Annotated in this window: 8 protein-coding genes and 1 riboswitch; of the genes, 6 read left to right on the top strand and 2 right to left on the bottom strand. The window is 30.0% G+C overall.

The window, feature by feature from the left end:
• Positions 1 to 281 precede the first annotated feature (281 nt).
• Positions 282 to 1,853, top strand: a complete 1,572-nt coding sequence (gene abc-f, locus J2Z76_RS08305; RefSeq protein WP_209511573.1) for a ribosomal protection-like ABC-F family protein — start codon at positions 282 to 284, stop codon at positions 1,851 to 1,853.
• Positions 1,854 to 1,910: 57 nt separating this feature from the next.
• On the opposite strand, the gene J2Z76_RS08300 is transcribed toward abc-f, so the two are convergent.
• The gene (locus tag J2Z76_RS08300; protein WP_209511572.1) at positions 1,911 to 3,203 is read right to left on the bottom strand and encodes a copper amine oxidase N-terminal domain-containing protein; all 1,293 of its coding nucleotides are present in this window, start codon (positions 3,201 to 3,203) and stop codon (positions 1,911 to 1,913) included.
• Between the two features lie 226 nt (positions 3,204 to 3,429).
• Between J2Z76_RS08300 and glpK the strand changes: the two genes are divergently transcribed.
• Complete coding sequence (gene glpK, locus J2Z76_RS08295; protein WP_209511571.1) at positions 3,430 to 4,920, top strand: glycerol kinase GlpK; 1,491 nt, start codon at positions 3,430 to 3,432, stop codon at positions 4,918 to 4,920.
• Between the two features lie 67 nt (positions 4,921 to 4,987).
• Positions 4,988 to 6,226, top strand: a complete 1,239-nt coding sequence (locus tag J2Z76_RS08290; protein ID WP_209511570.1) for an aminopeptidase P family protein — start codon at positions 4,988 to 4,990, stop codon at positions 6,224 to 6,226.
• Positions 6,227 to 6,282: 56 nt separating this feature from the next.
• On the opposite strand, the gene J2Z76_RS08285 is transcribed toward J2Z76_RS08290, so the two are convergent.
• Entirely contained in the window at positions 6,283 to 7,095 is an 813-nt protein-coding gene (locus J2Z76_RS08285) for a PHP domain-containing protein (RefSeq protein WP_209511569.1), read from the bottom strand.
• Positions 7,096 to 7,290: 195 nt separating this feature from the next.
• Here J2Z76_RS08285 and J2Z76_RS08280 point away from each other — a divergent pair, with 195 nt between their 5' ends.
• The 3 genes from J2Z76_RS08280 (at position 7,291) to J2Z76_RS08270 (ending at position 12,958) form a co-directional block, all read left to right on the top strand.
• Positions 7,291 to 7,521 carry a hypothetical protein gene (locus J2Z76_RS08280; protein ID WP_209511568.1) on the top strand — a complete coding sequence of 77 codons (231 nt, stop codon included), beginning with the start codon at positions 7,291 to 7,293 and terminating at the stop codon, positions 7,519 to 7,521.
• A gap of 451 nt (positions 7,522 to 7,972) precedes the next feature.
• A riboswitch (molybdenum cofactor riboswitch) is annotated at positions 7,973 to 8,089 on the top strand.
• 87 nt (positions 8,090 to 8,176) lie between these two features.
• Entirely contained in the window at positions 8,177 to 9,334 is a 1,158-nt protein-coding gene (locus tag J2Z76_RS08275; RefSeq protein ID WP_209511567.1) for an S-layer homology domain-containing protein, read from the top strand.
• Positions 9,335 to 9,424: 90 nt separating this feature from the next.
• Positions 9,425 to 12,958, top strand: coding sequence for a two-component regulator propeller domain-containing protein (locus J2Z76_RS08270; RefSeq protein ID WP_209511566.1), 3,534 nt, complete (start codon positions 9,425 to 9,427; stop codon positions 12,956 to 12,958).
• Positions 12,959 to 13,037: the final 79 nt, after the last annotated feature.

Raw genomic sequence — 13,037 nt, 5'->3', positions numbered from 1 at the left:
ATTTGACATAATTGCAAATTGATATTATAATTAAGAAAAATGCAAGAAAGAAAGGAATATAGGAATGATTAGATAATTCACTTTTTAAATTATGTAAATGTTATTGATAAATTTTAAAATGGACCTTAATAAAGGTTTGTTTTGATGCATTTTACTTAATGAGAGTGGATAATTATATTTCTATATTGCTATTATAATCTAAAATTGTTATATTATTTGTTGTTGCAATTTTTATAGTGCTTAGAACTATATTCTCTCTCGTTACAAGGAGGGATTTTTTTATGTCATTAATTAGTGTGAACAATTTAACTTTTTGTTATGAAACTAATTATGAAAATATATTTGAAAACACATCTTTTGATATTGATACAGATTGGAAACTAGGATTTATTGGTCGAAATGGACGTGGTAAAACAACATTTTTGCAACTTCTCATGGGAAAATATAAATGCAAAGGAACTATAACATCATCTGTACAATTTGATTACTTTCCATTTAAAGTAGTTAATGAATACAATACGCTAGAAGTAGTTAAGAATATTATAGCTCCATTTGCTGAATGGGAGTATGAAATGAATGAGTGTATTGCAGAAAATACAGAAAAATCAATAAATAGATATGGGGAACTTCTTGACTTATTTATTAGTCACGATGGTTATATTATTGAAGAATTTATTGAAAAAGAAATTAGAAAACTTGATGTTAGCTTAGATGTTTTGACGCGTCCATTTATTTCTCTTAGTAATGGAGAAAGGACTAAACTCATGCTTGCTGCATTATTCTTGAAAAAGAATAACTTTCTTCTTATTGATGAACCAACTAATCACCTTGATTTTGAAGGAAGAAAATGTGTGGGGAAATATTTGAGCAGTAAAAAAGGATTTATACTTGTTTCTCATGACAGGTATTTTCTCGACAATATAGTTGATCATATAATTTCTATAAATAGAAATAGTATTGATGTGCAGAAGGGAAACTTTTCTAGTTGGCAGGATAATAAAAATAGACAAGATAACTTTGAAATTAAACAAAATGAAAAATTAAGAAAAGATATAGTGCAGCTTGAAGAATCATTTAGACGAACTGCAGGGTGGAGTGATAAAATTGAAAAATCTAAAATTGGAGAGCATGCTCCAGATAGGGGGAATATAGGACATAAAGCAGCTAAAATGATGAAGAGAGCAAAATCAAATGAATTGCGTAAAAAAAATTTAATTGACGATAAAAAAAAGTTTCTAAAAGATATTGAGAAAAATGACGCTTTAAAAATACATCCTTTAAAATATTCTAAAAGCACCTTAATTAATATTGATAACCTTTCAGTCTATTACGATAATAGAATAATATTTGAGGATGTAAGTTTTGCAGTCAATCAAGGTGATAGAATTGCATTAAGAGGGAAAAATGGATGTGGTAAATCCAGTATTATTAAACTTTTAATTGGAGAAAATATAAGTTTCAGTGGTAACATCAATATAGGCAGTGAATTAAAAATTTCCTATATTTCACAGGATACCTCATTTTTATCTGGAACATTTAAAGATTACTCTCAAAAGGAAAACATTGATGAAACTTTATTTAGAGCTATACTATCAAAGCTTGATTTCAGTTCTAACATTTTTGATAAGGATTTAAAGGATTTAAGTGGTGGTCAAAAGAAAAAGGTATTAATCGCAAAAAGCTTATCACAAATCGCCCATGTATATATTTGGGATGAACCTTTGAACTTTATTGATGTATTATCAAGGATGCAAATAGAACAACTAATTAAATCTTATGAGCCTACAATGATTTTTGTTGAACATGACTATATGTTTAATGAGAGTATTGCAACTAAAGTAATTAATTTATAGTTTAATTTAAAATAGCATTGATTTCATATATGAAATCAATGCTATTCTTTATTTTTATTATTCTACAACTGATTCTTCGTCTATTGCTGGAGCTTCAGGAGCATCTAGAACTTCTTTTGGTATTTCAAAATCTTTTGATTGATTAATATTGATTATATTCATAATCATTGTTGCTTTCATATCTTTTAACATGGATAAAGCTTCTTTGTCTTCAGCAGAAAGAGCTTCACTATCAGCCATTCCTGAGAACATTGAAGAATAAATAGAGCTTAAATCCATTTCATACTTAACTAATTCACCAGTTTCTTCATCAATATACAATACGAATTTAAAATCACCTAGGCTTTTTAGCATTTCAGAAGTCATAATATCTTGAGTATTAGTTGAACCAGCTAATTGTTCTATATATTTGCCTAACAACTCGCTGTATATTTCTCCAGAAAGAGTATTTTGAATTCTTAATAATGTTTTACCGTTTTCATCAGTATATTTACCAAAGTATTTAACATCTTTAGTATACTTTTCTGTTAATTCTAAATTTGCTTTAATATCATAACTTGCTAATTCTGACAATAATGCATCTTCTATAGTTGATTTAGTCCAAGTTATTTCACCATTTGCATCATACATACCCATATAAGTTACAAACTTATCAGCATCAATAGTAATATACATATCCATTACAGGTTGCTTTATGTTTTGACCCGCAAAGTCCATTGTCATATCTGAAGTTAATTTGATTTTATTAGGCTTTGTAAATGCAGTCATGTACATGTTCATCTTCATTGCCATTGATACAGTTTCGCCATTTTCTCCAGGTATTGGCATAGTCATGTCCATAACTATATTTCCATCATAGTTTTTCCATTCAGAAGATTTAGTATATGAATCCATTAAGATTTTTTTAGCATCAATTGGTGTAGATGTAATAACTACAGTATTTAGTGCTTCATCCCATTGAATTTCAGAACCAAAAGCTTCAACTACTGGTCTAATAGGCAAATAAGTTTTACTGTTTACTATAATTGCTGCAGTGTCCGTATCAATTTTTTCACCATTTTTAAGTATGTAGTTTTGATCTACTGGAACTTCAACAGTTATATCACCTTTAGTTGCAATTGCAACACGAGTATCATTGTTCCAATCAATTGTAGCTCCGAATTTTTCAAGAGTTGCTCTAAAAGGAACTTGAGTTCTGTTATTTTGGTCAATAAAGGGTGCTCCACTTTCGCTATTAAACTCAACTTTATTTGAATCAACAGCAACAATAATTTCTTCTTGTGCAAATGCCACAACTGATGACATAACTAGCAACAAGACAAGTGTAATTGTAAAAATAATTTTTTTCATATTTCCTCCATATTAAAATCTTTTTTTACTATCTAATTTATCTTACTATACAGTAAGATAAAAATCAACATTTATCTGCTACTAATTGTAATTAATTTCCAACATAAATATAAGGTCTAATTTTAATATATTGTTAGTATAGCAATTTTGTATCATTGATTATTTTGTTTGATTAATATATAATAAAGCAAACGAATTATAAAATTATGAGGGGTGTGAAGTTTTCATGAGTAAGAAATACATACTAGCATTGGATCAAGGTACGACAAGCTCTAGATCTATAATTTTCGATAGAAACGGTTCTATAATTAGTTCATCTCAAAAAGAATTCACACAAATATATCCACAACCAGGTTGGATAGAGCATAATCCTGTGGAAATTTGGGAAACTCAACTAGCATCTGCAAAAGAAGCAATGAAAAAAATAAATGCAGACCCTTCGGATATAGCAGGAATAGGTATAACTAATCAAAGAGAAACAACCGTTTTATGGGATAAAAATACAGGAGTTCCTGTATATAATGCTATTGTATGGCAATGTAGACGTACCGCTGATATTTGTGATGATTTGAAGGAAAAAGGATACTCTGATTACATAAAGGAAAATACAGGTTTAATAATTGATGCTTATTTTTCAGGAACTAAAATTAAATGGATATTAGATAATGTTGAAGGTGTTAGAGAAAAAGCAGAAAATGGTGATATATTATTTGGTACAATTGATTCATGGCTTGTTTGGAATTTAACAAAAGGAAAAGTTCACATCACTGATTATTCCAATGCCTCTAGAACCATGATTTATAACATAAAAGATTTAAAGTGGGATGATAGAATTTTGAAAGAATTAGATATCCCAGAATTAATTTTACCTAAAGTAGTTCAATCATCAATGTTTTATGATAACACATACAAAGAATTATTTGGAGAAGAAATACCAATATCAGGTATGGCAGGAGATCAACAATCGGCACTTTTTGGACAATTATGTTTTCAAGAAGGAATGGTTAAAAACACATATGGTACTGGTTGTTTTATGTTAATGAATACTGGAGAAAAGGCTGTAACTTCAAATAATGGTCTTTTAACCACTATAGCTTGGGGTATAGATAATAAGATTGAATATGCACTTGAAGGTTCAATATTTGTAGCAGGAGCATCAATTCAGTGGTTAAGAGATGAACTTAAAATTATAAATGATGCTGCAGATTCTGAGTATTTTGCAAGCAAAGTTGAAGATACAAATGGAGTTTATGTAGTTCCTGCATTTACTGGGCTTGGAGCACCGCATTGGGATATGTATGCTAGAGGAGCGATACTTGGTTTAACAAGAGGTGCAAATAGGAATCATATAATTAGAGCAACTCTTGAATCTATAGCATATCAGACTAAAGATGTAATAGGCTCAATGATTGAGGATTCAGGAATTAATTTAACAGTTTTGAAAGTAGATGGAGGTGCAACAGCAAATAACTTCTTAATGCAGTTTCAATCTGATATACTTGATGTAAATGTTGAAAGACCTGAAGTGACAGAAACTACTGCCCTTGGTGCAGCATACCTAGCTGGACTTGCAGTTGGATTTTGGAAATCAAAAGGTGAAATCTCTCAAAATTGGAGTATTAATAGAAAGTTTAAACCAGATATGAGACAACAAAAGAGGGATGAGCTCTACAATGGTTGGAAAAAGGCAGTTGAAAGGTCTAAAAATTACGCATAATATTACTTAAGTAAAACCTAACACATTAATTAAAGTGGTTTTTAATAATATAAATTGGAGGAAGTATATGAACACAAGTTTTTTTGTTAATAACAGAAACAATTTTGCACAACAAATGGAGGATAATTCTACGGCGGTATTTTTCTCAGGAAAGGCACCAAGGCAAAGTGCTGACCAGGAATATGAATTTTCTGTAGATAGAAACTTTTTTTATTTAACTGGAATCAATAAAGAAAATATGATTCTATTAATAAATAAAATAGCAGGTAAAGTAACAGAAGAGTTATTTATACCACCTGTAAATGAAATGTTTGAAAAATGGTTTGGTATACTTCTTCGGAAAGAGGAAGCAGTAGAAATTTCTGGCATAAAAACAATTCAAAACAGCAATGAATTTAATGTTTTGTTTGCAAAAAGATTATGCTCAGCAGATAGACCAGATAATGTGTACATATTATCACATATAATAGATATTAGTGAATCTTATGATGAGTATAGAAAACTTGCTTCTATAATAAGAAAGCAATTCCCAACTGTGAAGCTTTTGAATTACCTTGATATTGTAACAAGTTTAAGAGGTTCAAAATCAGAAGAAGAAATAAAAGAAATTAAGACAGCTATAAGTTATACAAAAGATGCATTAGAATTTGTTATGAAAAATTTAAAACCAGGAAAATTTGAGTATCAAGTAAAAGCTGACTTTGAATATCAACTTATGCTTCGTGGCTCAAGTCCTAGTTTTAAAACAATTGGAGCATCAGGTAAAAATGCAGTTATACTTCATTACATAGATTTACTAAATAAAATAGAAGATGGAAATTTAATACTTTTAGATTTAGGAGCTTTATCTAACAATTATGCTTCGGATATAACAAGGACATATCCAGCTAATGGTAAGTTTACTCAAAGACAAAAAGACATTTATAACATTGTTTTGGAAGCTCAAGATGTTGCATTTGATAAAATGCATGTAGGTGCATTTGAAGCAGAAGTAAATGATGCAGTTAAAGCACATTTTGCAAGAGGATTAAAAACCTTGAAGCTAATTAAAGATGATTCGGATGTTGAAAAATATTACTATCATGGAATAGGACACCCACTAGGACTTGATGTACATGATTTGAGAAGAAGAGATAAAATCATGCAAGCAAACAATGTATATACAGTTGAACCAGGACTGTATATAAAAGAAGAAGGTATAGGCATTAGAATCGAAGATGATATTTGGGTAACAAAAGATGGTAATATCAATCTTTCAAAAGATATAATAAAAACGATTAATGATATAGAAAATTTTATGAAGTGATATTAACTATAAATAGAAAAAAGAACAAAAAAATTATTTAAATTTTTTGTTCTTTTTTAGTGCCACAATTCTTTAATTCCATAATCACCTATTTCTGCATCCCATGTGGTTAACTCAATTCCATGCCAATCAGTTCCACCAGTTTTTATTAAGTCGTTCTTGTCTGCAAAGTCTTCATATCGCTTGATTAATTTTTCGTCGTGATAGGGATAATAAACCTCTAAACCACTAAGACCATATGGAAGGATTAGTTCCATTTCCTTTAAATCATCATTCCCTATTCGGGCCGGGTGAGCAAAAGACGATATGCCACCTGCGTTTTTTATAACTTCAACAGCTTCGGAAGGATGAATTGGGAAATTCTCTATAAAATTCACTGGATGTTGTCGCACTTTTGTATTATAAAATTCAGGCCAATCTTTAAGAGTATAGGGTGCTCCATCTGCTATCATTGCCTTTAATATATCTGAAGGGGCAACAGCTTGCTTATAGCTTGCAAACATGAGTATTTTATCTAAGTCGTAATCTACAATATGATTCTTATGAAGCCAACTATACTGCTCACAGAAACATTTGGTGTAATAAGTACCTATTATTTTCGAAAGTTCCTTTAGTTGTGAATTATCTATGTCTATATTATATCCTAGTATGTGTATCATATGATTATTTGAAACTGATGAAATTTCTATGCCAGGGATTACTTTAATGTTTATTTTTGAGGCTTTATTGATTATATCACTAACTCCGAATGTAGTATCATGGTCAGTTAATGCTATGGTAGGAAGGTTTTTTTCTTTAGCAATATTTAAAATATCATCAACAGAATCTGTACCATCTGAAAATATAGAATGAATGTGTAAATCAATCATTTTTATCCCCTTTTAATTATGATAATATATTATATCATTATTATAAAAATAATTAAACAAAATTTAGCGTAAATGAGTATTAAGATTTTATTATTTTAATCATATTCTAATAAATTATTAAGAACTTTTAAATGAATTAAGTATAAAATTGTAATATAATATAGTAAAGTATAAAATTTTATTAGGAGAGTTATGATGGAAGTATTATTAGGTGTTGTTGTTTTCTTTGTTTTTATAGCAGCTGCATTAACTGCGGGTGTTGTATTCTTTAAAATATTGTTTACAATTCTAGGCGCATTGGTGGGGTTAGTAGTATTTATAATGTTAATACCATTAGGTATAGGTCTAATAACAATATTATTAATACCTGCAATTATTATAGGGATAATAGTTGCTATAATTAAGTGCATAGCATTTATATTTTAACTTAAAAAGTAGGGTTTAAGCCTACTTTTTTGTGCGTTTTTTGCTAATTGAAGTGAAAACAAGCAAATTGCGTAAGTTTAATATAATTAAAAAAACATATCACATTTTTTAGGATAACTATACTATAGTATAGTTATCCTTATATAAATTGTTTAATTGATGTATAAATATAAAAAAACACATAATAAAAAAGGGCATGAAAGGTATTGGAATTGGATGAACGTGATAAAATTTTTAGAAAATTATAAAAATAATTGGTATAAAGCTTAAACTTAAAAGAAAACTGCAAATGTTGAAAAATTACTAATATTTATTCATTTAATTCATTAATAATTATAAGAGCTAAGATAATATAAAAATACTAAATGTCAGAATCTATAAGTAGTAAAATTAAAATAGTAAGTATTTTGAAATAATATTTACAACAAATCCAGATTGTGATACAATTAGATAAAAGTTACAACTCCGAGTATAATTACCTAAGAATTTTTTTATGGTAATTATACCGATAGGGTATGATTGGAAACGGTCATGCCTCCTGATGGAAAGGAGAATTAATATGTTGTATGTAGCAGCATTTCCATTAGGGATGCTGTTTTTTGATTTAAATTTAGATATCTAAATTAAATAAATAACTATTAAAATGGAGGAAAATATGTTTGGTAAAAAAACAAAATTAATTACACTAGTATTGGCAATAGTGCTAGTATTGTCACAAGTATCGGCATTTGCAGACGCAGGAAATTATGCAATTTCAATTGGTGGAGTTGGAGTAGGTACAGAACTTAATTTAACTATGGATGATTTGAAAGCGATACCAGCAGAAGGTCAAATTGAAGATGAATATATTTATAACAGCAAAACTGGAGAAAAATCCGCTAAAGTTAAAGGTGTGAGCTTGTCATATCTTTTAAGTGAAAAAGCTAAAGTTGTTGCTGATAATGCAGAGGTTATATTCGAAGCATCAGATGGTTATCCAATAGATCCACAAAATCTTATGGATATTAAGAATAGTGATTTAAAATATGTTTTAGCTTTTGAAATAGATGGAGAACAAAAAGATTCTATCACTATTTATAGAAAACAAAAAGAAACAGGTGAATTTGGAACAGTTTTTAAATATATATCAAATATAACTATTGGAGAAGCGATAGAAGTTGTTGAAGAACCTGCAACAACAGAAGAACCTACAACACCAGAAACACCTACAACAACTGAAACACCAGTAACACCAGAGGATATTACTGATGCAGTATTATTTACAGATATAACCGATGAATATAAATTTGCAGAAGAAGCAATCAATGCATTAGTTGAAAAAGGTGTAGTTAAAGGAATGGGTAATGGATTATACATGCCTCAAGGAGAATTTACAAGAGCACAATTTTGTACAATGATGGTAATGGGCATGAATCTTGAACAAAAAGATTACACTGGCGGATTTAGTGATATAGCTAGTGGAGATTGGCATGCAAAATATGTACAAGCAGCTGTTGAAGCAGGTTTATTTAAAGGGAATACTGATGGAACATTCCTACCTGATAAAACAATAACTAGACAAGAAATGGCATCTGTTGCAGCAAGAGCAGCAGTAAAATTAGATAAAGTTTCAGAACAAAAACTAGGAAAATTTGTTATGGATAAATCAGCATATGCTGACAAAGCTGAAGTTGCAGAATGGGCAGCATCTTCAGTAGCATGGTTAGAAGCAGGGAAAGTTTTTGTTGATATAACAGGTGAAAACTTTGAACCTGCTAAAAATGTAAATCGTGCAGAAGCTGCAGTTGTAGTATTTAGAACACTTTTTAAATAAAAATTATCTATAATAATTGCAATGAGCGACAGCTAATAATTAAATAAAGCTTTCGCTCATTTACATATAAAAATATAAGGGGGAGGTTACATGAATATTAAAAAAACAAGAATTATTACTTGGATAATAGTAGCTGCTATGATATTTTCACAGGGTACATTAATAAATATTACTTCTGTGGAGGCAACTGTAAATGCTAGCATGTTAATAACAGGAACAGGTATAAATCAAGATATAAATATCACACCATCTGATTGGTCAAAGTATAAATTAGTTGAACGAACTTATTCTACTAACAACAGTCTTAATTTTCATAAAATTATCAAAACAAAGGGTTATGATTTGTTTGAACTCATTGGAATAGATAATTTAAAAACTGATAAGGATTACGAAATAAAGTTCACTTGTTCAGATGGAGCAGAGTTTAAGAAAAAAATTAGTGAGCTAAAAAATACATTTTATTATAGTGATTTTACAGAAAATTTTAAAATAAAATCTTCTCCTTTAATTGCTATGTATACAGCTGTTCTAGCGGATTTTCCAAAGGATAGCTTTAATCCACCTGTTAAATGGGATGATAAAGTTATAACAGAAAATGATTTAGATAAGGATTTTCCTAAGTTTGTATTTGGACAAACAAGTATTGATGATATGAATATGTCTCAATGGGGAAAAAGAATTGTTACTATAACTGTTGGTGATGAAAAAACAAATAATACTGTAGATGATGATAAAGGTGTAGATGATAAATCCACATACAAACATATTAGTTATAGTGGGGCTCCTTACAATATAGATGCCATAACAAGTGCAACTCTTACTATTGAAGGACCTGGAGTAGAAGGATATAGAGCTATATCCATGAGACAAATAGAAGAGGAAACTGCTGGTCAAGAAAAGGGTATTTACAATGAAAAAATAAATACCAAAGTTGTTCGAAATTCCTATGAAGGAATAAATGTTAAATATTTAATTGATAATTTTGTAAAAGCAAAAGACAATGCAGGGAATATTATTTTTAAGGATAAATCAAGAAAAACAATTCTTACATGTCCTATAAAAGATGCAGAAAAATATATGGTTGCATATGGTATAAATGAAGTTCCCCTTGTTTTTTTAGATAGCGATGTTGGATATAAGGATGAAAAATATAATGATAATGGTTGCTTTAAGCTAGTAACAGAACAACAAGAGTCTATAGCAAAAGAATTTTCAAATGTAGCATATATTTATATAGAAGAGCGTGATGCGAAAAATATCTTCGAACACTCATATGCTCCTTATAACGATTCAAAGTATAAGAGCTATGAATTAGTTATACATGGGGATGGAATAGGTAAAGAAGTAAGGTATAAAGTATCAGACATAGAAGCTATGAAAAACTTACAGATATCAAAAGAATATAGCTTATCAAACAGTGAGTATTTTTGGTATTACAATACATACAAGGGAGTACCATTGTGGGATCTGCTTTTAAAAGCAGGCATGAACCCAAAAATAAATGACAATACAAAGGTTCAAATTATAGCAGCCGATAATTATAATTTTCCGCCGATGACAATCAAAGAAATCAAAGATGATTCATTGTATGGTTACTACGAAAAAAGTGTATATGATAAAGGCGATGGAGAATTTAATGGCAAGGATGTTAAACCATTATATACTGGTGCACCTGTATTAGTAGCGTATGGATTTAACGGATACCCTTATGTTACACGTCCTAATGATGCTGGATATAATGCAGGTATTGGAAATGATGGTGGTCCACTAAGAATAATTTTTGGAAAAACAAATTATCAACATACAAATGGATCTAATCAAGTTCAATTTGTCAAAGAAATAATTATAGGTGAAGGAAAAGCATTAAATAATGAAGTAGAAGGTACAGAGACAACTGCTGGTGGTGAAAAAACTCAGATACAAGTAGATGAAAATTCAAGTTGGAAACACAATCAAGGAGTATATGAAACTTACAAAGATATGCCTGTTTTAAGAGTTACTGGTTCTCAAGTAAAAGAACCAATGACATTCACTTTAGGTCAAGTGGAAGCTATAACAGAGTATGCTCTAAGAGATGTGTATACAGGTGATGGAATCCATGAATTTGAAGGAATAAATTTGTGGGCTATCATATCAAAGGTTGTAGGCGTTAAAGATGAGGTTGATGTACCTAGTATTAGGATTTTTAGTGGGGTTAATTACAATCAAATATTAAAAAGCAATGAACAAGTTGTGAATGGAGTTACAAATTCACAGGGAAAAATAAAGGACATAATTTTGGCATATGCTGTAGATGGTTACCCTCTTGTAGGAAATGAAGGAGATATAGGATATGCAAATAATAACGCACATGGACCATTGAGACTTATAATTGAAGAAAACAAATCAATGTGGGTTAAGTGGGCAGATTGTATTGTAGTTGGAACTGGAGATTATGAAGCACCAGATATTAAAGATGTAAAAGATTTAACTTTTGGTGAACAAGAAAAAGAACAGGATGTTTCTTTAAATTCTACTTTAAATAAAATATGGGTTACATTTAGAAATGATACAGGTAAAGAGCTCCCAGAGGCTAGTGTGAGAAGTATGGAGTATGACTCACAAGGCAATATGTGGATTGGTACAAACAATGGTGGTGTTTCTGTTAGAAGTCCAAAAGGTGAGTGGAATTTATACAAAGAAATAATTACAGAAAAAGGTGAAAATGTTAAAGTTGACACATCTTATGCTATAGTTCAAAGAGAAAACGGTGAACTATGGATGGCTATAGGCGGACCTGAAACTCCAAAAGGTATATTGGTTAAAAAAGATAATAATTGGAATTTAATTAATACTAATAATTCCAAATTGCCTTCAGATTTTGTTCAAGAAATAGAGCTTGATGGCAATGGAGGATTGTGGATAGGAACAGGAATTGGAGCAGTACATGTGGATAAAGATGAAAATTGGACCATATATGATAAGACAACTGGACTTTTGTTAGATTCAATAGATGCTATTGAGTTAGATGGAAAAGGCGGAGTATGGTTAGGATTTTTTGTTGAAGCAAACGGTGAAGGCACAGATATGGTATGTAAAGGTGCATATCAACATATAGATGTAGATGGTAAAATTACTACTTACACAAACTTTGAGAACAAAAGCTATGGAGGAAATTGGGTTAGAAGTATCTCAATTGATGATAAAGGAGGAGTTTGGGTAACTAGGTCTGGAAACTACACTGGACAAGGACATGGAGAAGTAGATTATGTATTAGATGGCGTTAGAACAGTTTATACAGCAGAGCAAATTTATCCAGGAATTAGCACTGATGATGATATAAGACTTGTTCATGTATCTAAGGATGGGAAACTATATGTTGCAACAAAATTAAGTGGAGTATTAGTTTGTAATAAACCCGGAGAAATTGTTGAAAAATATAACTCAACAACAGTTTTTCCTAATAAGAAATGGGATAACATTTATTATTTAAAAGAAGTTGATGGCGAAACAGTAATTGGATCTAATGGTGGTTTGGCAGTACTTAAAGAAGCGAAAACATTAGAAGATATTAAATTTAATTGTATAAAAGAAAGTATAAATAAAGTGTCAACAATGGTTGTTATGCTATTTAGATTATTTTAATATTAAAAGAATTAATATTCAATAGGAGAATCAACAATTCTCCTATTGAATTAAGTTGTAAAATTCCTTAGTGGGAGGA

It is taken from the genome of Sedimentibacter acidaminivorans, from assembly GCF_017873955.1.
Classification (GTDB): Bacteria; Bacillota; Clostridia; order Tissierellales; family Sedimentibacteraceae; genus Sedimentibacter; species Sedimentibacter acidaminivorans.
Note: the sequence above shows the minus strand (reverse complement) of the source record. Positions and strands in the feature narration are given on the sequence as shown.